The organism is Pseudoalteromonas sp. c7(2019) (assembly GCF_011378625.1).
GTDB classification, from domain to species: domain Bacteria; phylum Pseudomonadota; class Gammaproteobacteria; order Enterobacterales; family Alteromonadaceae; genus Pseudoalteromonas; species Pseudoalteromonas arctica.
The window spans coordinates 136,028-155,260 of sequence record NZ_WTKS01000002.1; the positions used below are offsets into that span (position 1 = coordinate 136,028).

At 38.5% G+C, this 19,233-nt stretch carries 20 protein-coding genes; 14 read left to right on the top strand and 6 right to left on the bottom strand.

The features are described from left to right. Window positions 1-17 precede the first annotated feature (17 nt). Entirely contained in the window at window positions 18-1,574 is a 1,557-nt protein-coding gene (gene tyrR / locus GQR38_RS02455) for a transcriptional regulator TyrR (protein ID WP_007581355.1), read from the top strand. Window positions 1,575-1,602: 28 nt separating this feature from the next. Here the strand turns inward: tyrR and GQR38_RS02460 are convergent, their stop codons facing one another. Continuing rightward, on the bottom strand, window positions 1,603-2,097 hold the full coding sequence (locus GQR38_RS02460; protein ID WP_165721321.1) for a hypothetical protein: 495 nt from the start codon (window positions 2,095-2,097) through the stop codon (window positions 1,603-1,605). A gap of 105 nt (window positions 2,098-2,202) precedes the next feature. On the opposite strand from GQR38_RS02460, the gene GQR38_RS02465 reads away from it, so the two are divergent. After that, window positions 2,203-2,736: a thioesterase family protein gene (locus GQR38_RS02465; protein ID WP_002958217.1), complete on the top strand. Its 534-nt coding sequence runs from the start codon at window positions 2,203-2,205 to the stop codon at window positions 2,734-2,736. A gap of 80 nt (window positions 2,737-2,816) precedes the next feature. Here GQR38_RS02465 and GQR38_RS02470 read toward each other — a convergent pair whose 3' ends face one another. Next, window positions 2,817-3,470 (bottom strand): OmpW family outer membrane protein, encoded by a 654-nt coding sequence (locus GQR38_RS02470; RefSeq protein WP_002958218.1) that lies wholly within the window; start codon window positions 3,468-3,470, stop codon window positions 2,817-2,819. A 263-nt stretch (window positions 3,471-3,733) separates the two neighbouring features. Between GQR38_RS02470 and dapE the strand changes: the two genes are divergently transcribed. After that, window positions 3,734-4,918, top strand: a complete 1,185-nt coding sequence (dapE, locus tag GQR38_RS02475; protein WP_165721322.1) for a succinyl-diaminopimelate desuccinylase — start codon at window positions 3,734-3,736, stop codon at window positions 4,916-4,918. A 47-nt stretch (window positions 4,919-4,965) separates the two neighbouring features. On the opposite strand, the gene GQR38_RS02480 is transcribed toward dapE, so the two are convergent. Then, the gene (locus tag GQR38_RS02480) at window positions 4,966-6,672 is read right to left on the bottom strand and encodes a lysophospholipid acyltransferase family protein (protein WP_024589427.1); all 1,707 of its coding nucleotides are present in this window, start codon (window positions 6,670-6,672) and stop codon (window positions 4,966-4,968) included. Between the two features lie 129 nt (window positions 6,673-6,801). Between GQR38_RS02480 and GQR38_RS02485 the strand changes: the two genes are divergently transcribed. Together GQR38_RS02485 and GQR38_RS02490 are read left to right on the top strand one after the other, a co-directional pair. Then, window positions 6,802-7,722, top strand: a complete 921-nt coding sequence (locus GQR38_RS02485) for a glyoxylate/hydroxypyruvate reductase A (RefSeq protein WP_165721323.1) — start codon at window positions 6,802-6,804, stop codon at window positions 7,720-7,722. 97 nt (window positions 7,723-7,819) lie between these two features. Then, entirely contained in the window at window positions 7,820-7,966 is a 147-nt protein-coding gene (locus tag GQR38_RS02490) for a hypothetical protein (RefSeq protein ID WP_007581365.1), read from the top strand. 178 nt (window positions 7,967-8,144) lie between these two features. Here the strand turns inward: GQR38_RS02490 and GQR38_RS02495 are convergent, their stop codons facing one another. After that, window positions 8,145-8,390 (bottom strand): hypothetical protein, encoded by a 246-nt coding sequence (locus GQR38_RS02495; protein ID WP_002958222.1) that lies wholly within the window; start codon window positions 8,388-8,390, stop codon window positions 8,145-8,147. A 106-nt stretch (window positions 8,391-8,496) separates the two neighbouring features. After that, window positions 8,497-8,940, bottom strand: coding sequence for a hypothetical protein (locus GQR38_RS02500; RefSeq protein ID WP_101217800.1), 444 nt, complete (start codon window positions 8,938-8,940; stop codon window positions 8,497-8,499). A 113-nt stretch (window positions 8,941-9,053) separates the two neighbouring features. On the opposite strand from GQR38_RS02500, the gene GQR38_RS02505 reads away from it, so the two are divergent. Further along, complete coding sequence (locus GQR38_RS02505) at window positions 9,054-9,437, top strand: response regulator (protein WP_002958224.1); 384 nt, start codon at window positions 9,054-9,056, stop codon at window positions 9,435-9,437. 75 nt (window positions 9,438-9,512) lie between these two features. Here GQR38_RS02505 and rpsT read toward each other — a convergent pair whose 3' ends face one another. After that, window positions 9,513-9,773, bottom strand: coding sequence for a 30S ribosomal protein S20 (gene rpsT, locus GQR38_RS02510; protein WP_002958225.1), 261 nt, complete (start codon window positions 9,771-9,773; stop codon window positions 9,513-9,515). Window positions 9,774-10,026: 253 nt separating this feature from the next. On the opposite strand from rpsT, the gene murJ reads away from it, so the two are divergent. The 8 genes from murJ (at window position 10,027) to GQR38_RS02550 (ending at window position 19,127) form a co-directional block, all read left to right on the top strand. Further along, complete coding sequence (gene murJ, locus GQR38_RS02515; RefSeq protein WP_010555111.1) at window positions 10,027-11,607, top strand: murein biosynthesis integral membrane protein MurJ; 1,581 nt, start codon at window positions 10,027-10,029, stop codon at window positions 11,605-11,607. A gap of 84 nt (window positions 11,608-11,691) precedes the next feature. Next, on the top strand, window positions 11,692-12,642 hold the full coding sequence (gene ribF / locus GQR38_RS02520) for a bifunctional riboflavin kinase/FAD synthetase (RefSeq protein WP_024607280.1): 951 nt from the start codon (window positions 11,692-11,694) through the stop codon (window positions 12,640-12,642). A 5-nt stretch (window positions 12,643-12,647) separates the two neighbouring features. Further along, complete coding sequence (gene ileS / locus GQR38_RS02525; protein ID WP_024589422.1) at window positions 12,648-15,476, top strand: isoleucine--tRNA ligase; 2,829 nt, start codon at window positions 12,648-12,650, stop codon at window positions 15,474-15,476. Between the two features lie 12 nt (window positions 15,477-15,488). Continuing rightward, window positions 15,489-15,989, top strand: coding sequence for a signal peptidase II (lspA, locus tag GQR38_RS02530; protein ID WP_007376920.1), 501 nt, complete (start codon window positions 15,489-15,491; stop codon window positions 15,987-15,989). Then, window positions 15,986-16,426 carry an FKBP-type peptidyl-prolyl cis-trans isomerase gene (gene fkpB, locus GQR38_RS02535; RefSeq protein WP_165721324.1) on the top strand — a complete coding sequence of 147 codons (441 nt, stop codon included), beginning with the start codon at window positions 15,986-15,988 and terminating at the stop codon, window positions 16,424-16,426. Before lspA ends, fkpB begins: the two co-directional genes overlap by 4 nt. Continuing rightward, window positions 16,426-17,355, top strand: a complete 930-nt coding sequence (gene ispH, locus GQR38_RS02540) for a 4-hydroxy-3-methylbut-2-enyl diphosphate reductase (RefSeq protein WP_165721325.1) — start codon at window positions 16,426-16,428, stop codon at window positions 17,353-17,355. Before fkpB ends, ispH begins: the two co-directional genes overlap by 1 nt. A gap of 39 nt (window positions 17,356-17,394) precedes the next feature. Next, window positions 17,395-18,429: a histidine kinase gene (locus tag GQR38_RS02545; RefSeq protein ID WP_165721326.1), complete on the top strand. Its 1,035-nt coding sequence runs from the start codon at window positions 17,395-17,397 to the stop codon at window positions 18,427-18,429. After that, window positions 18,426-19,127 carry a LytTR family DNA-binding domain-containing protein gene (locus GQR38_RS02550; protein ID WP_165721327.1) on the top strand — a complete coding sequence of 234 codons (702 nt, stop codon included), beginning with the start codon at window positions 18,426-18,428 and terminating at the stop codon, window positions 19,125-19,127. The genes GQR38_RS02545 and GQR38_RS02550 overlap by 4 nt, the downstream gene beginning before the upstream one ends. Window positions 19,128-19,233 lie beyond the last annotated feature (106 nt).

A 19,233-nucleotide genomic window follows, 5' to 3' on the forward strand; every position in this document is an offset into this window, starting at 1 on the left:
TCCTTCTTTGAGGATGTATGCGTCTAGATATTCACTGTGCTGATCGAATTGGTATTGCTCAAGAAATCCTTAATATATTAGTTAACTACAGCGTTGATTTGAAAGGAATTGAAGTCGATTCTATAAATTGTCGTATGTACGTTAGTTTTCCCGAAATTGAATTTGAACAATTCCAAAAAATTATGCCATCGATACGTTTAATCGACGGTGTACATGATGTGCGTACCACTGCATTTTTACCATCTGAGCGTGAACACAACGAATTAAATACTTTACTACGTGCATTGCCTGATGGGGTTATCTCTATTGATGCCAAAGGTTGGGTACGTTTATGTAACGATGCAGCATGTAAAGACTTACAGCTAATTGAAAAAGACGTGATTGGTGCAAATATTAATAACCTGCTTAAAGGCTTTAACTTTACACGCTGGTTAGAAGGTAAAGAAGTACTCGGACAAACCACTCGCGTTGAAGTTGCTGGTGAGGATTTTATTGCAGACATTTTGCCAATTGCAGTGCCTCAAGGTAGTGAAGGTGATGTGCTTGCTGGTGCGGTTATTAACATTAAATCGCAAAGTCGGTTAGGGCAGCAAGTCAGTGCATTTAGACGTTACGGGCAAGAAAGCTTTGCTACTATTCATAACTTTAGTACGGCAATGCGCCGAGTTGTGCGCGAAGCACGCAAAATGGCGCAACTAGAAGCCCCTATTTTGATTACTGGTGAAACAGGAACAGGTAAAGAGTTATTAGCTAGAGCGTGCCATTACGCATCTAATCGTTCTGTTAAACCTTTTATTGCATTGTCGTGTGCTTCACTTCCTGATGATGTTGCTGAGTCTGAGTTATTTGGTTATGCCGGGTACGAAGAAAATGCAGCGCCAAAGCGCGGTGTATTAGAGCAAGCCGATGGTGGAACTGTATTTTTAGATGAAGTTGGCGAAATGTCGACTCAACTACAAACTAAGTTACTGCGTTTTTTACAAGATGGTACGTTTAGAAAAGTAGGCGATGAGAACGAAGTTAAAGTAAATGTACGTATTGTTGCCGCTACTCAAAAAGACTTACCTGCAATGGTACAAGAAGGGGTTTTTAGAGAAGACTTATATTACCGTATAAACGTGCTTACTTTAGAAATAGCACCACTAAGAGATAGAAAAGCAGATGTAGGACCACTTGCAGAGCATTTTATTCAAAAATATGCGCAACAAAATGGTCATGCAATTCCTGTTTTATCACAAGAGTGTTTGAGCTTTTTACAAGAGTATCCGTGGCCAGGAAATGTTCGTCAGCTGGAAAATGCAATTTACCGTGCAGTGTCGTTACTAGATGATAGCGAGCTTCGCGTAGAGCATTTACAGTTACCAACTTTTACCCATGATTTAGGGTATTTAGAGTCTGATTTTGAAGGCTCACTAGATCAAGCTGTTAAACGTTTTGAAGCGACCTTACTTCGCAAACTCTACCCAGCTTATCCAAGCTCACGTCAGTTAGCTAAGCGATTGGGCCTAAGTCACACCGCGGTAGCTAATAAGTTACGTGATTACGGTATTAACCGAAAAACAGTAAAAGTGTAATTGGCCTAAATAAATTAAAATATGGGGACTAATTTTTAGTGCCCATATTTTTTGTTACCCCGTCAATTGCAATCGTCTCGATACCTTCTTCGTTAAAGTTCATTACAATGCTGGCGTTATTACGAGTGAAAAAATAGCTACGGTCATTAAGTTCAATAACATAATCGCCTTTTACGGGGTCGCTAAATTGCTGCTTTTTTAAAGTGATCTTATGTTCGCCAATTTGCCATTCAAACTCTTCAATAAATCCATTATTAAATTCTTGCACCCATATTTGGCTGTCATCTTTTGAAAGCGTGATGGCGACAGAATAAGAGCTAGGAATTTGCTCCATATTGTAACTTTTAGATCCAATAGTGAATTTCTCAGCTTTTTGCTGCCATTCAAAACCAAATTTAAATTCTTTAACTACACCAGTAGGGTAAGTAATAGAGCCTTTACCTGGTAACGAAAAATCGGCAAAAGCATTGTAGCTAGGTACTAATAGAGTTAGCGCAGTAATAATTTTTAGTTTTGATTTCATTAGTTATCTTTTTATTGTAATAATGATTTAAGATTAAAGTAGAATATTCGTCTTCGCAAGGGGCTATGCTACACTCGAATAAATTTAACTGGTAAGACCTTTTTTGTGAACTTATATATCCGACTTTTATTATTGTTTTTTAAAATTAAACGTAACAAGCAATATCAAAATTTACTTGATACGGTAGATATTGATTACAAAGCTCTACCTACTGATTGTGACATTAATTTACATTTAACAAACTCACGTTACCTCGCGATGATGGATTTATCTCGCACGTGGATGACGGAGCGTGTTGGCTTACTAAAACAAATAATGAAGCGTCGTTGGTTTCCGATTGTTAACGCAACTGCTATTACTTATATCCGCGATATTAAACCTATGCAGCGATATACAATAAGTACTAAGTTAGTTGGCTGGGATCATAAATACTTTTATATTGAGCAAAAATTTCACTCAGAGCGAGGCTTACATGCTATTGCTTATGTACGCGGTGTATTTAAGAGTAAAAAGGGTATTATAAGTATTGAAGAAATGCTTGAAGTGGCTGGTTTTGATGGGCAAACACCTATATTGCCAAGTGAAGTAATGCACTGGAAAGAAATGTTAGAGCAGAAAAAGTTAAGTAACCTGCCCTAATCTCTACAAATGAAAAAAAGGCCTTTCGGCCTTTTAACACACATTGTAATTGGGTAACTACGTACTACTTTATATATGCTTTAAAAGCTGTATCTAACACCGAACATAGCAACAACGGGGTCAAGCTCAACAGTTGATGTAAGTGCTTTTGCACCATTAGCATAAACAGTGGCATCGGTATCAATATCCATAATTGATACCATAGCGTGTAAACCCCAGTTTGCATCAATTTTATAGTTAGCGCCTACCTGAGCCATAAAGCCAAACGAATCATCTAATTTTACTTCTACATCGTCTGTTCCTAGTGTTGCTTTAAGTGCTTGAGAGGGTTGCTCATCAAAAAATGCAGTGTAGTTTATGCCTACGCCTATAAAAGGTCTTAGCGCATAGCTTGTATCTAAAAAGTGGTATTGTGCAACCAATGACGGTGGAAGTTGTTTTATATCTGCAATTTTGTTGCCTGCTAAGCCGCCTGCGCCATTCACATCGTGTGAAAAAGGTGTTGCTGCTATTAGTTCTAACACCCATTGATCGTTAAATGCATAATCTACAGTGATACCTAGTTGAGTATCTGAATCACCTTTAAGGCCCAGCGTAGGTGCTTCATTAATTGCTGAGCTACTGTTATCAGGGTTTACGTTAATAGCGCCAACATTTACGCTAAAGTTAGCGTGTGCAGCTGGAGAGAGTGCTAATAAAGAGGTTAATAATGCGATGCTAATTTGAGTTTTCATGTTGTTCTCCAAGAACTACTGTTTGATTGGCGCTATTATTACCGAGCAATAAAAATGAAAACCTGTTCTAGATCAAAGTTTAAAAAACATTTTAACCTTGTGGAATGCTTTATTGATTTAGATTAAATTTAGCGTCGTTCTGCTTTTGAAAAGATTGACATATTTATTTCATCAACAGTCATATGAATGTATTAAGGCTGACATCGCTTAGTCATAAACTCACGTTTTAATAAAGGCACATTAAATAATAAAGTGTGTTTAACATGTTTTTAGAAGCATTCGAAAAAAAATCAAAAACAACGGATATTCAAAAAGAAGTTGTAGAGCACTTACAAACACTAATTCGCTTTGAATCAGTAACCCCTAACCAAGCGGGTGCAATTGATTGGCTTGCAGTTAAATTGTTGGGTTTAGGTTTAAGTTGCGAGCAATTTACTATAAATGGTGTGACTAATTTAATTGCCTGCATAAAATTCAAAGAAGGCCCATGTGTTGCTTTCTCAGGGCACATTGATGTAGTACCAGCAACAAGTAGCGGTTGGTTAAGTCCTCCTTTTGAAGGGCGAGTGCGAAATGATGCAATATACGGTAGAGGGGCGGCCGATATGAAAGGGGGTGTTGCCGCCATGCTTAGCGCCACAAAAAAGTTAATTAATAGTAAATCCGCTAAAGTAGGGACTCTTTACTGGCTTATCACGTCAGATGAAGAGGGAGAGGCTGAATTTGGTTCTCAAGAAATAGTTAATAAGCTTGCCAAGCAAGGTGTTGTATTAGATGGCTGTATTGTCGGGGAGCCATCAAGTGTGGCACAAGTTGGCGATACGGTTAAGAATGGCCGTCGTGGTGCGCTTTCAGCTCGGATTTTAGTTACTGGTAAGGCAGGTCATGTAGCTTATCCTCAAAACACACTCAATGCTGCTCATATTGCTGCAAAAATAGTAAATAGCTTGAGTGATCAGATCTGGTTACTCGATGTGGCTAGCTCAAAAACCACACTGCAAGTGACTGGAATTAACATAAATAATGTGGTCGATAATTTAGTGCCAAGTCATTGTGAGATTACATTTAATGTACGTTATAGCCACGGTTACAGTAGTGCAGCAGTTAAAACGCAATTAATGAATACCCTAAACAAGTTTGCTGAGCATTTTACAATTGAGTGGGAACGCCCATGCGAGCCTTATTATACAAGCCATAATACGGGTTGGAGTTTACTTACTCATATTGAGCAGGCTATTTACAAAAACACTTCAAGTTACCCATTACTAAGTACAAATGGAGGGACATCAGATGGACGATTTTTTGCCAGCCCCCATACTCAAGTTATTGAATGTGGTGTGCGAAACAATACGATTCATCAAGCTAATGAACACGTATCTATTAGTGATTTACTTAAAATTGAAGCTATTTATACAACTTTACTTGAGCAGATATTTATAAATAATTAAATATAAATCGAGTACTTTATAAATATAAAGCACTCACTTATTATTGGCTATTCTAAATAACGTTTGGCTTTGTTTTCTTTTACATTTTCAAGATCGACCAATACCAATCCATCAATACAATTATTAAAATCGGGATCAATACTAAAGCTTAAAAATTGCACGCCACCTGGTTTACAAAGTTCAGTGTATTGTTTAAATAAAGTAGGGACTTGAGCCCCCATATTAGCTAACACATGCTTTAACTCTACAAAATCTTCTTTTACGTCATTGCCGCAAAAAAGAGTATTGCACTGGGTTAGCTGTTGCTCAGTTAATTTAAATTCATTATTAGGCGTAGCTAATTCAATACCACTTTTATAGTAATGCTGATAGTAATAAACGAGCATGGCTTTTGCTTGCTCGGGTAGAGCATTTGATACACTTACAGCACCAAACAAGTATCTGTACTGTGGATAGCTTTTTATAAAAGCGCCAATGCCATACCATAAATAGTCGAGGCTCTTACGTCCCCAATATTTAGGCTGTACAAAGCTTCTACCAAGCTCAATTCCTTGTTTTAGATAGGGCGTCATAGCGTCGGTATAAGAAAATAAGCTATCAGTATACAAACCTTCGCGGCCATGTTTTTGTATTATCTGTTGTGCACAGGCTAATCGATAAGCACCTACCAGCTCTAGCTGCATTGGGTCCCACAGTACAAGGTGTTGGTAATCCATATCGTATTTATCTATATCACGACGCTTACCACTACCTTCACCAACTGCTCTAAATGCTATTTCTCTCAGGCGCCCTAACTCTCTAAAAATAGGTGAGCTACCTGCATATTGGTATAGATGAATATGCATACCGTCTTGCGTTTTACCAAGTAGTTGGCATTGCTCAATTGCTTTTTTTAGCTCTTTTCTGCACTCGGGAACAGCGATAGGTGTTTGTGTTTTTAGCGGCAGTGCTTTTTTTGTTGTAAGCCTATAAAGCTGTTTACGGATGAGGTTTACAACTTCTTTATCTTTAAGATTTTCTATTAAGTAAGATTCAGGAGGGATAGAGGCGCCAATCTCAAACTCTAAAGATTTTTGGCGCTGCTTAAACATTTCGGCCACTAATAGTAAACTTGCCAAAGGTTTATAAATCATTGATGTGCCATAAAAAAGTGGACTGTTTTTGGCTTTAATATAAATAGGTAAAATAGGGCAGTTAGCTTTTTTTGCCATACGTAAAAAGCCACTATTCCATTTGCAGTCTTTAATACCTGTTGGCCCTAATCGCGATACTTCTCCTGCCGGAAATATAAGTAATGCGCCTTCATCCTTTAAATGGTTTTGTATATTACTAAGCTCTTGTTTCTTACTCATGCCTGATAAGTTATCTACGGGGAGTAAAAGTGAGTGCATTGGAGTAACCGACATCAACATGCGGTTTGCCACTACTTTTAAATCCTGTCTTACAGTTGAAAGTACTTTAATCAGTGCTAAAGCATCTAATGAACCAATAGGGTGGTTAGCAACGATAACAAGTTTACCCTCATTAGGAATATGTTCTATCTGCTTAGGTTTATAGCGCGTATCAAAATTGAGTTCATCGAGCACTTGTTCAACAAATTCTAATCCTTGTAGGTGAGGGTAGGCATCACCAAAAGCAACAAACTCTTGTTCATGTAATAAGTAGCCTAGGCCTTTTTTTACTAAACCTTTTACTTTTGGAGAGTTCTCTAGTTGTGGTAAGTTTGCAGCAATTACTTTATCAACACTTATCATATTAACCTCATATTCCGTTTGGCCTATTCGCCATACATGTAAGATTAAAAAAAGGGTGTGACAGTTACTTTGCAGTAGTGTGACTTTTTAAAGTGCTAACTTATAAACTGTGTATTGTTAGGAGAATTTATGTCGGTATTGGTTGCTATAACTGGGCGTGACAACACAAAACTAATAACGAAGTTACAAGAGCGATTACCAAATACGCTGATAGAGCAATGGCCTGATTGTAAAAACGCACATGATGTGGATTTTGTACTTGCGTGGAAAGCGCCAGAATCTATGTGGCCACAGCTACCTAACTTAAAGGCTGTGTCGTCATTTGGTGCTGGCGTAGACAGTATCGATTTAACATTACTCGACGAAAGTGTTGAAGTAGTACGTATTGTTGACATGCAACTAGCTGAAGATATGGCGGAATATGTACTGACACATGTGTTAGCTCAAAAGTTACGTTTAAAAGAGTATTACATTAAGCAAACACAGCAAACATGGAAGCCAAAGCGGGCGCATAGTAATAAACATGTCGGCATACTTGGGTATGGTGAATTAGGTAAAGCATGCGCGCAAAAGCTTATAAATAATGGCTTTAAGGTAAGTGCCTGGGCGCAAAGTAATAAAAGCGCGGCTAATGTCGAAATTTTTTATGGCGAGGAAGGCCTCAATAGTATGCTTTCTGATGTTGACTACCTTGTATGTCTATTACCCCTTACGCAAGCAACGACAGGCATTATTAATCACTCAATGCTCGCAAAGCTACCTAAACATGCTGTTGTTATTAATGTGGCACGCGGTGCTCATGTTGTTCAGCAAGACTTACTAAGTGCATTAAATAACGATAGCTTACGCGCAGCTACACTCGACGTATTTGATCAAGAACCTTTAGCGTCGAATCACCCTTACTGGGGAAACCCCAAAATAACGCTTACACCACATTGCGCGGCGATTTCTGATTTAAATAGTGTTATAGAGCAAATAGCCGATAATATTGAATGCTTGGATAAGGGGTTAGTACTTAATAATCCAATAGATAGAACTAAAGGTTATTAGCTGATAGCTAATTAGTTTAAAAAACAGCTTGTTAACATTTGTAATTTTCATTAGTGTAAAAGGTATTCTCACTAATAAAAAATACAAAGAGGGTGTTATGAAATCGAGTCAAAGTGGCGTTAAATTAAGCCTAGTTATTGTTTCAATTATTATACTTGGTGTTTCAGCTTGGTTTAATCAGGCTAATGCAGAGGATACTCCTTCTAAAATACAAACCCAAAGCGAGTTAACAATAGCGGACTAGCCTACTTACTATGTATTCCTCTTTTTAGCAGTACACAAGCATTATTTTCACAGTAGTGCTTGTGTGCCCCTGAAGCTCTAATTTTCATCTTGATTGAAAGTGCTTTTTAATATTTTTAAATTCTTAACAAAAAAAAGCCCAGCAATGCTGGGCTATTAAATATTCTAGGGAAAAGTTGTTAACTTTGGGTTACATTAAATTGCCCAAATGTATAAACTTTAAACAAGTAAAAAGTATTGATCAACACTAAACTCATATTTGAAATAACACTCGACGACATAAGATCTAAGCTAAATGATAAGAATAATAAACCACACGCACTAATGGCGGCAACGCGCAGCAGTGTTATCTGGTTAATAAAGAATGCACCTAAACCTAGTGCAAGTAGTGTAGTATTTAAAAGCCAATCTAGCTCGTTTAGCATGGTCGTTTCAATAGTTCAGTTGTTGAAAAAAGGAGCGCCATTATGTTGATCTTTTGCGCACCTTTCAACCAAGTAATTTTAAATTTTCAGATTAGTTTTTTTAATGCTAAAAGTAGCTACCGATTGCTGAAAATAAACCATTATCAGCAATTACTTGATACTTTTGGCAGCTCTGCGGTTTTTGTAAGTCACTGCATAAATAAAGGGACTCACGGCTAGAATCATAGGTGGGGTGTAGGTTTGAATCAATTAAAGTAGCCCCCTTGCCAAAGAATCCGGGCCAGTAAACACTCTCACTTACCATCCCTAATTTTTTATAGGTGAGTAAGGTAGGTTTTGGAAAAGCTAAAATTATTACAGCAACGACAGCGAGTGATATAAACAGTCCTTTTTTTTGCGTTGTTTTTTGGCTTATATCATTCTTTGCACTGGAATTTAACTCGCCAGGTGAAGGGCGCTGAGTAGAACGCTGAGGTTTTCTTTTTTGCGCTGTTTTTTTTCTTGCCGGTGCTTTACCTAGCAACGATTGTTTATTTGGGGTTTTAGACATAAAGCAAATCTGGCCTTTTTTCCGTAGGTCTCTATAATTAAATGAGTAAATTTATATACTAAGCTAATTATTATGATAACTTAAAGTTAGCTTATAGCCTACGAGGAATAAAGATGAATACGCAGCTATCAATTTTAATTGTAGATGACGTTAGCACAGTGCGTAGTTTTTTGAGCCAAACGCTCATGCACTTAGGGATAGATAACGTAAAGGAAGCATCTACTGCCTCACAATGTATTAGTGAGTGCCAAGCTGCAAATTATAATATCATTTTTTTAGACATTGAATTGCCAGACGGTGATGGTAAAGATTTGATTGCACAAATCAATGAATTAAGCCCAGAGACAAATGTGGTTATGGTATCTGCACATTCAGGTATTGAGAATGTTAAGGATGCAATTGATAAAGGCGCTAAAGGGTTTGTAGTAAAGCCATTTACACCTAAAAAAATAGCGGCAATGCTTAAGAAGTTTTATCCAGATTTAGAAAATGTCTAATAAAGTAAGTACATTTAAAATTTAAACAAAAAAAAACCGGCAAAAGCCGGTTTTTTATATTCTATCAAAAACAAATTATAGAGCTTTAATCTTAGCTGCTATACGGCTCTTATGACGAGCTGCTTTGTTTTTGTGAATTAGACCCTTAGTTGCGTAACGGTCTAGGATAGGTGTAGCAACAGAAAAAGCTTGCTGTGCAGCTTCTTTATCGCCCGCTTCAATAGCAACAATTACTTTTTTGAAGTAAGTGCGCATCATTGAACGACGGCTTGCGTTGTGCTGACGGTTTTTTTCGCTTGTGATAGCGCGTTTTTTTGCAGACTTGATGTTAGCCAAGGTTTGCTCCTAACAATCTTAAAATAAAGCTTAAATTAAAGGCCGTGGAATATGCCTGTTTCTATCATGGATGTCAATTTAAATTTAACAATCCAAGAAAAACTGCACCATATAACGAGCATCAATTTGCCGCTTTAGCAGTTAATACCGACATTGTAACAAAGCACAGACCCCCAGCCTAGTGCTTTAAAGCGATTTATAAAAAAGACTGTGGCATAATCGCCTATCTTGAGGATTTTTGAGTAGGTTTAAGGTGTCAAAAGGTTTATTTCGCTCCGGTATGATTGTTAGTTGTATGACTATGATATCGCGTATTTTAGGGCTCGTTCGAGATGCAGTCGTTGCCAATTTATTAGGCGCAAGTGCGGCGGCTGATGTTTTTTTATTTGCTAACCGTATTCCTAATTTTTTACGTCGTTTATTTGCAGAAGGTGCCTTCGCACAAGCATTTGTACCCGTGCTGAGTGAAATTAAAGAACAGCAAGGCGACGACAAGGTCAGACTTTTTGTTGCACAAGCAGCAGGCACATTAGGAACCATTTTACTGATTGTCACTATTATAGGTGTTGTTGCTTCACCCGTTATTGCAGCATTGTTTGGCACCGGTTGGTTTATAGATTGGTGGCAGGGCGGACCCAATGCCGAAAAGTTTGAACTTGCAAGTTCATTACTTAAATTTACATTCCCTTATTTGTTTTTTGTAAGCTTAGTTGCGCTTAGTGGTGCGGTAATGAACGTGTATAACCGTTTTGCTGTTGCTGCATTTACACCTGTTTTACTCAATGTTTCTATTATTACGTGTGCAATTTTTTTACATGATAAATTTAGTGTCGGGGCTTATTCTCTCGCAATTGGCGTATTTATTGGTGGCGTTGTGCAGTTATTGTTTCAACTTCCATTTTTATACCGTGCAAAAATGTTGGCGCGTCCACGTTGGGCATGGCAAGACGAAAACGTAAAAAAAGTACGTAAACTTATGCTTCCTGCTTTGTTTGGTGTATCTATTAGCCAAATTAATTTGTTGCTTGATACCATGATTGCTTCATTACTGATGACAGGCTCGATTGCATGGCTTTATTATTCAGACCGTTTAATTGAATTTCCATTGGGCTTATTTGGTATTGGTATTGCGACAGTTATTTTACCGGCGCTCTCTAGGTTACATAGCAGTAAAAAAAGTAGTGACTTTCAGCATACCCTCGACTGGGGGGTGCGTTTTGTTATATTTTTAGGCCTACCAGCAATGATAGGTCTAATGATCATCAGCCCGCTTATTATCACCGTATTATTCGACCATGGTGCGTTTAAAGAAGACAGTGTTGATCATGTTAAAGCAGTAAGTTTAGGCGTAGTCGCATATTCAGTAGGGCTTGTAAGCTTTATGCTGATTAAAGTACTTGCTCCTGGCTTTTATGCTCGTCAAGACACAAAAACGCCGGTGCGTATTGGTATTATTACCTTAGTGTTGAATATGGTATTTAATATTATGCTGGCTCCTTTTATTGGTTATTTAGGATTAGCACTCGCTACTTCGCTATCGGCTAGTTGTAATGCATTTTTGCTGTATAGGCAGCTTAAAAAAGAAAATGTGTATCAGTTTTCATCAATGAGTATGCGCTTTACACTTAAATGTGTTGTTGCAAGTATGGTTATGGGAGCTGTTACATGGTTTGTGAGCAGTTACTATTACTGGGCTACATGGGCTTTTACACAGCAGGTAGTCTTATTAATAGCACTCGTGGCTTTGGCAGGTATTAGCTACTTTGCAATGCTATTTTTGATGGGCGTTAGACTAAATACGATAAAAAGTGTAGCAATTACTGAATCAAACTAAAAAAAAGATTATAATCGGCAACTCTGCGGCTTTAATTAATTTTTAGTCGTAATTAATAGCTCGCTAAACAAGGCATTAGGTGGCATGGAGTTAATTAGAGGTATACACAATATTCGCCCACACCACTTTGGTTGTGTGTTAACTATTGGTAATTTTGACGGTGTTCATTTAGGCCACGCAGAAGTACTAAAAGGCTTACTTACTGATGCTAAAGCGCATAGTTTGTCTAGCACTGTAATGCTATTTGAACCCCAGCCACAAGAATTTTTTGCTAAAAACAATGCCCCAGCACGGCTAACGCGCTTACGAGATAAGCTACGTTTGCTTAGTGATTTAGGTATTGAGCGAGTTATTTGCATTAGCTTTAATCAGCAATTTGCAAACATGCATGCTGAGCAATTTGTTAATGATATTTTGATTAAAAAGTTAGGTGTTAAAGCTCTCACTGTTGGCGATGATTTTAAGTTTGGAAAGCAGCGCCAAGGTAACTTTGACTTACTTGCTAGCATGGGCAAGCAAGCGGGCATGGACGTAAAAAGCACCGCGAGTTTTCGTCAATTAAATGCTAGAGTAAGCAGCACTTTAATACGAGATGCTTTGGCATCTGGTGACTTAGCAAGTGCTAAAACAATGCTTGGTCACGATTATGCTATTTCTGGGCGTGTTATACACGGCTGGAAAAGAGGACGTGAACTCGGTTTTAGAACGGCAAATATTGCCCTAAAACGCCAAGTGTGTCCTGTCAACGGGGTGTTTGCAGTGCAAGCAACGATTGCAGGAAAACAGATTTTTGGAGTTGCAAATGTAGGCAATAAGCCGACATTTAATGGAACTCGTGCATTATTAGAAGTTCATCTTTTTGATTTTGCACAGGATATTTACGGACAATTTATGCATGTGGAGTTAATAAAAAAACTTCGCAATGAAAAAAAATTCGAGACATTAACACAATTAACGGCGCAAATAGCAACTGATGTTGCTGCCGCTAAGCAGTGTTTTGGTTTAAATCAGGTAGCCGATAGAGACGGAATGTAGGATAAATGAGCGACTATAAACATACTTTGAACTTACCGGAAACACCGTTTCCAATGCGTGGCAATTTGGCACAACGTGAACCAAAAATGCTTAAAGCATGGTATGAAGACGACCTGTACGGTCAAATTCGCAGCGCTAAGAAAGGTAAAAAGACCTTTATTTTGCATGACGGCCCTCCGTATGCAAATGGCGACATCCATTTAGGCCACTCAGTTAATAAAATATTAAAAGACATTATTGTTAAGTCTAAAACATTATCTGACTTTGATTCACCATTAGTCCCAGGTTGGGATTGTCATGGTTTACCAATCGAGTTAATGGTTGAGAAAAAAGTAGGCAAGCCGGGCGTAAAAGTAACCGCGAGCGAGTTTCGTGAAAAATGCCGTGCATACGCTAAAAAACAAGTTGAAGGTCAAAAAGTTGATTTTAAACGTTTAGGCGTATTTGCAGATTGGGATAAGCCTTACTTAACAATGAACTTTGACTTTGAAGCGAATGCAATTCGTGTACTTGGTCGTATTATTGAAAAAGGTCATTTGCATAAAGGTGCTAAGCCTGTGCATTGGTGTACAGATTGTGGTTCTGCATTAGCAGAAGCAGAAGTTGAGTACCAAGATAAGCAATCACCAGCGATTGATGTACGTTTTACATTTGTTGATCAAGATGCTGTTGTTAGTGCATTTGATTTGGCTGATGGTCATAAAGGTGAAGGCAGTGTTGGTACTGTTATTTGGACAACAACACCGTGGACGCTTCCAGCAAACCGCGCGGTAGCTGTGCATGCAGATTTAGAATATGCATTGGTGCAGGTTGAAGATGAAGGCGTACAACAACGTCTAATTTTAGGCTCTGAGCTTGTTAAAGATGCAATGGACCGCTTTGGTTTTAATCACTTCCACGTATTAGGTTATGTAAAAGGTGCTGCACTTGAAAACTTACAAGTAGCCCATCCTTTTTATGATTTTAATGTACCAGTGATTGTTGCAGAACACGTAACGACTGACTCAGGTACCGGTGTTGTACATACAGCACCAGGGCATGGTCAAGAAGATTTCGTGGCTGGTTTAAATTACAACCTTGAAGTAGCTAACCCTGTTGGCGCTAATGGCGTTTATTTACCAGATACTGAACTTTTTGCAGGTCAGCATGTATTTAAAGCAAATGCGAGCGTAATTGAAGTATTGAAAGAGCACGGTGCATTAATGCATCATCATGCTATAACTCATAGTTACCCACATTGTTGGCGCCATAAAACACCAATTATTTTCCGTGCTACACCACAATGGTTTGTAAGTATGGATCAGGCTAACTTACGTGAAGATTCTTTAAAAGAAATTAAAAACACGCAGTGGTTGCCAGAGTGGGGCGAAAGCCGTATTTCGAACATGGTTGAAAGCCGCCCAGATTGGTGTATATCTCGCCAACGTACTTGGGGTGTGCCAATTGCATTGTTTGCAGATAAAGATACCGGTGCACTTCATCCAAATACTCAAGAACTCATTGAGCAAGCTGCACAGCTAGTTGAAAAATCTGGTATTCAGGCATGGTACGATTTAGAACCAGCCACATTACTTGGTGAAGAAGATGCCAAGCAATATATGAAAGTGCAAGATACGCTAGATGTATGGTTTGACTCAGGTGTTTCACACGCATGTGTTGTAGACGCACGTGAAGACTTGGTTGGTCCAGCTGATTTATACCTTGAAGGTTCTGATCAGCACCGTGGTTGGTTTATGTCATCAATGATGACATCAGTGGCTATTAATGGTCATGCACCATACCGCCAAGTATTGACTCATGGTTTTACTGTTGATGAAAACGGCCGCAAGATGTCTAAGTCACTAGGTAATGTTATTTCACCACAAAATGTGATGAATAAACTAGGTGCCGACATTCTACGTTTATGGGTTGCCTCTACCGATTACACGGCAGAAATGACTGTGTCGGATGAAATATTTAAACGCTCTGCCGATCGCTACCGCCGTATTCGTAACACTAGCCGTTACTTACTAGCTAACCTAAATGGTTTTGATCCAAAAACAGATCAAGTTGCTGTTGATGATATGGTTGAGCTTGATAAGTGGATTGTTGGTCGTGCTGCTCAGTTGCAAGACGAAATTTTAGCCGCATACGATAGCTACCAAATGCTATTAGTAACGCAAAAGCTAATGAACTTCTGTACGGGTGAGCTTGGTTCGTTCTATTTAGACGTCATTAAAGATCGTCAGTACACAGCTAAGAGTGACAGCCATGCACGTCGTTCTTGTCAAACAGCGCTTTATCATATTGCAGAAGCAATGACGCGTTGGATGGCACCTATTATGAGCTTTACCGCACAAGAAATTTGGGAAGCTTTACCGGGTGAGCGTAGTGACTACGTATTTACATCTGTTTGGTATGATGGCTTACAAGCGCCAACAAATAGCCAATTTAGTAACGATGACTGGTTAGAAATTCTGACAGTACGCGACGAAGTAAACCGCTTATTAGAAGCTGCACGTAAAGAAGAAGTCATTGGTGCAACGCTTCAAGCAACGGTTAATTTATTTACTGGTAAAGAGCTTGCCGCTAAATTAAATGCGCTTGGTGATGAACTGCGTTTTGTATTATTAACATCGGCCGTAAATGTTTCTGAAGTTGATAGTCAGCCAGCTGATACACAAGCTACCGAAATTGAAGGTTTATTCATTAGTGTTGCTGCAACAGATGCTGCTAAATGTGAGCGTTGTTGGCATTACAGCGAAGATGTAGGTGTTAACCCTGCTCATCCTGAAATTTGTGGTCGTTGTGTAAGTAATGTTGACGGCGAAGGCGAAAAGCGTCAATTCGCTTAGGAGTTATTCTTAGTGAGCAAACTAGCCCAAAAAAGTGGTTTAGTGTGGCTTTGGTTGAGTCTATTACTATTAGTAATAGACTTTGCCAGTAAAACACTTGTTGTAGGGACTATGGCTTATCAAGAGTCGATAAACTTACTCCCTGTTTTTAGTATTACTTATGTGCATAACTATGGTGCTGCTTATAGCTTTTTAAGTGAAGCGGGTGGTTGGCAGCGTTGGTTTTTAAGTGCGATTGCCATTGCTATTAGTGCTTTACTTGTGTGGTGGCTAAAACGCTTACCTGCAACAAACAAAGTACTATGCGGTGCTTATGCACTGGTACTTGCAGGCGCTATTGGTAATTTATACGATCGTATTGCGTATGGTTATGTAATCGACTTTATTCACGTATTTTATAAAGACTCACATTTTCCTGTATTCAATATTGCCGATTGCGCTATTTGCATTGGCGCAGCATTATTGTTATTTGATGCCTTTACCGGCGAGAGTCCAAAGGAGCATAAAGCATGAGCCAATCTGTAATTGGTGAAAACTCGCAAGTTATTTTCCATTTTTCTATTAAATTAGAAGATGGCTCTGCCGCTGATTCTACCAAGGTGCACAACAAACCTGCTAAATTAACAATGGGCGATGGCAGCTTAACGGCAAACTTCGAAAAGTGTTTATTAGGTTTAACTGCAGGCGAAAGTAAAACGTTTGAATTAGAACCTGAAGATGCGTTTGGTCAGCCAAATCCAGATAATATTTACTACGTTGACCGTAGTAAATTTGGCCCAGAAACACCAGCCAAAGTAGGTGCAATTATTGCGTTTACTCAACCTGACGGTACTGAGCTTCCTGGATTAGTTCGCGAAGTGCAAGGTGAGTCGGTAACGATTGATTTTAATCACCCTTTATCTGGCCAACGTTTAACGTTTGAAGTTGATATTATTGAGGTGGAAGGTTAATGGAAATATTACTAGCTAATCCACGCGGCTTTTGCGCTGGTGTTGACCGTGCTATTAGTATTGTTGAGCGCGCTCTAGATATTTTTGAAAAGCCAATTTATGTGCGCCACGAAGTAGTACATAACCGCTATGTGGTTGATGGATTAAAAAGTCGTGGTGCAGTATTTGTTGAAGAGCTTGATCAAGTACCTGACGACAGCATTGTTATTTTTAGTGCACATGGTGTTTCGCAAGCTGTTCGCAGCGAAGCTAAACGTCGTGATTTAAAAGTATTTGATGCAACGTGTCCGCTTGTAACTAAAGTACATATGGAAGTTACACGTGCGAGTCGTAAAGGTATTGAGTGTATTTTAATTGGACACCATGGCCACCCTGAAGTAGAGGGAACAATGGGACAATATGATAACTCAGAAGGTGGCATTTATCTTGTTGAAACCGTTGATGATGTTGTTGCGCTTAATGTAAAAAATGCTGAAAATCTTTTTTATTGCAGCCAAACAACACTCTCAGTTGATGACACAGCAGATGTTATTGATGCACTACGCAATAAATTCCCATCAATTGACGGACCTCGTAAAGATGACATTTGTTATGCAACGCAAAATCGTCAAGACGCTGTTCGTGACTTAGCTGATAAAGTTGATGTGCTATTAGTTGTTGGCGCTAAAAATAGCTCTAACTCTAATCGCTTACGTGAACTTGCAGATAAAATGGGCACAGTTGCTTATTTAATTGATGACGCAACTGATGTACAAGAGCAGTGGGTTTCAGGCTCTAAATCAGTTGGCGTAACTGCGGGAGCATCTGCGCCAGAAGTACTTGTACAACAAGTAATAAGCCGATTAAAAGAGCTAGGTGGCACACAGGTTGTTGAGAACCCAGGTGAAGTAGAAAATATAGTATTTGCTGTTCCTGTAGAGCTACGTTAATTTAAATATATTAAACATTTAGATTAAAGGAGAGTCGTTATGAGCAAGTCACTTCAAAATGATGGTTTGCTTTTTTCGGCTCTTTTTAATGAGCGAGGCGTATTAGCCACGCTTATTGTTTCTCAAGTTATTGCTATTGTTTTAGCTTTTGCACCTAATGTAGAAGGAGATATTTGGCTACGACTTGGGATCATTAGTTTGTTTATGCATTTAATTGTTTTAGCCGGTACCTCTTCTTTATACTTCTGTAGATTTTTCTTACAAAAACGTACTCAAACTTTTCAATTAAGTCTATTTTTTGCCTTTTTTTTATTATCTACCTGTATTTTTAGTATTTTATTTTCTCATTTTGCTTTTGATATAGATGATACAAATAACCTAATTTATTTCACACTTCGCAATTGCATTATAGTGGCTTTACTGGCGGCTTTATTCGTCCAGTTTTTATTAATTCATTTTGAAAAAGAGCAGCAAACTAAAGCGCTTTCTCGAGCTGAGCTTGATGCCTTGCAAGCTAGAATACGTCCTCATTTTTTATATAATAGTTTAAACACCGCTGCAGAGCTTACCCATCATGATACCGATGCGGCAGAGCAGGCTATTTTAGCATTAGCCGCCTTATCGCAGGCTGCAATGCACTCGGGGAAGAATGTATCTCTTGAAGATGAAATAACGTTGAGTAAGCAATATATCGCACTTGAAACGTGGCGTTTTGGTAATCGCTTAAGAGTTGATTGGCAAATACCTAATGAACTACCCGCATTGAGCATTCCTTGCTTAACCCTGCAGCCATTAATTGAAAATGCGGTATGCCACGGCGTTGAAACAAGTGAGCATGGTGCAGAAATAAAAGTAGAGCTACATATCACTACCGGCTATATAACCATGATTGTTTCTAACCCTATAACAATTTCTAATGCTCAAACTAGGCCTAATAACGGAATGGCGCTTGAAAATATTCGCCAGCGATTAAATATTTATTATAAAAATAAAGCGCAGCTAACAATTACTAATAAAAATGATGTGTTTAGGGTCAAGGTCGTTATACCTAAGCTAATTGAGGGCCGTGTATGAATGTGCTCATTGTTGATGATGAACCTCTTGCGAGATCTCGCTTAATCCGTTTGTTAACACACGATAAAAGTATAGTTGTACAAGGTGAGGCAAGTAATGGTAATGAAGCCCTAGTACTTGCTAAAAAGCAAACGCCAGATTTGATTTTTTTAGATGTTGATATGCCTGGTATGAATGGTTTACAAGTTGCTAATGAGCTCAATAGTTTAACTCTACCTCCTGCTATTGTTTTTATAACTGCCCACCCTGAGCATGCCTTCGATGCTTTACAATTAAGCGCTGCAGGTTATTTAGTTAAACCTATTTCAGTGCAATCACTGCAAAAGGTGCTTAAGCAAGTTGGGCGTTTAAATAAAGTACATATTCAAAAACAACAAAATGTAAAAATCTCTTATCAGCTAGCTGGTACTCTACGTAGTGTTGATATAAATGATGTTTTGTACTTTAGTGCCGAAGAAAAGTATACCAAAATGATATTCTCGGGTGGAGAAGCTTTACTGGAGCAAAGCCTAAAGCAATTAGAGCTGCAATATCCCGCATATGTTTTACGAATTCACCGCAATACTTTAGTGAATAAACAAAAAGTAATAGCCTTGCATTCAAAAGGGAATGGCAATCATATGATTGAGCTACAAGGGTGCAGTGAGTTATTGCCAGTGAGCCGCCGCGAGCTTAAATTAGTTAAAAATACGCTTTAGACTTATTTCGCAATTAAGTTGCCTCTGACTTAAATGCATTTACACTTAATTACTACTGTTTTGTTGAATGAGCCGATTTAATTAACCGTTTATCAACAAATATAAC

What these genes read in the sequence shown, in the direction of transcription:
- tyrR (WP_007581355.1), top strand. Translation starts at nt 18, where the DNA reads ATGCGTCTAGATATTCACTGTGCTGATCGAATTGGTATTGCTCAAGAA.
- GQR38_RS02460 (WP_165721321.1), bottom strand. Translation starts at nt 2,097, where the DNA reads ATGAAATCAAAACTAAAAATTATTACTGCGCTAACTCTATTAGTACCT.
- GQR38_RS02470 (WP_002958218.1), bottom strand. Translation starts at nt 3,470, where the DNA reads ATGAAAACTCAAATTAGCATCGCATTATTAACCTCTTTATTAGCACTC.
- dapE (WP_165721322.1), top strand. Translation starts at nt 3,734, where the DNA reads ATGTTTTTAGAAGCATTCGAAAAAAAATCAAAAACAACGGATATTCAA.
- GQR38_RS02480 (WP_024589427.1), bottom strand. Translation starts at nt 6,672, where the DNA reads ATGATAAGTGTTGATAAAGTAATTGCTGCAAACTTACCACAACTAGAG.
- GQR38_RS02485 (WP_165721323.1), top strand. Translation starts at nt 6,802, where the DNA reads ATGTCGGTATTGGTTGCTATAACTGGGCGTGACAACACAAAACTAATA.
- GQR38_RS02490 (WP_007581365.1), top strand. Translation starts at nt 7,820, where the DNA reads ATGAAATCGAGTCAAAGTGGCGTTAAATTAAGCCTAGTTATTGTTTCA.
- GQR38_RS02495 (WP_002958222.1), bottom strand. Translation starts at nt 8,390, where the DNA reads ATGCTAAACGAGCTAGATTGGCTTTTAAATACTACACTACTTGCACTA.
- GQR38_RS02500 (WP_101217800.1), bottom strand. Translation starts at nt 8,940, where the DNA reads ATGTCTAAAACCCCAAATAAACAATCGTTGCTAGGTAAAGCACCGGCA.
- GQR38_RS02505 (WP_002958224.1), top strand. Translation starts at nt 9,054, where the DNA reads ATGAATACGCAGCTATCAATTTTAATTGTAGATGACGTTAGCACAGTG.
- ribF (WP_024607280.1), top strand. Translation starts at nt 11,692, where the DNA reads ATGGAGTTAATTAGAGGTATACACAATATTCGCCCACACCACTTTGGT.
- ileS (WP_024589422.1), top strand. Translation starts at nt 12,648, where the DNA reads ATGAGCGACTATAAACATACTTTGAACTTACCGGAAACACCGTTTCCA.
- fkpB (WP_165721324.1), top strand. Translation starts at nt 15,986, where the DNA reads ATGAGCCAATCTGTAATTGGTGAAAACTCGCAAGTTATTTTCCATTTT.
- ispH (WP_165721325.1), top strand. Translation starts at nt 16,426, where the DNA reads ATGGAAATATTACTAGCTAATCCACGCGGCTTTTGCGCTGGTGTTGAC.
- GQR38_RS02545 (WP_165721326.1), top strand. Translation starts at nt 17,395, where the DNA reads ATGAGCAAGTCACTTCAAAATGATGGTTTGCTTTTTTCGGCTCTTTTT.
- GQR38_RS02550 (WP_165721327.1), top strand. Translation starts at nt 18,426, where the DNA reads ATGAATGTGCTCATTGTTGATGATGAACCTCTTGCGAGATCTCGCTTA.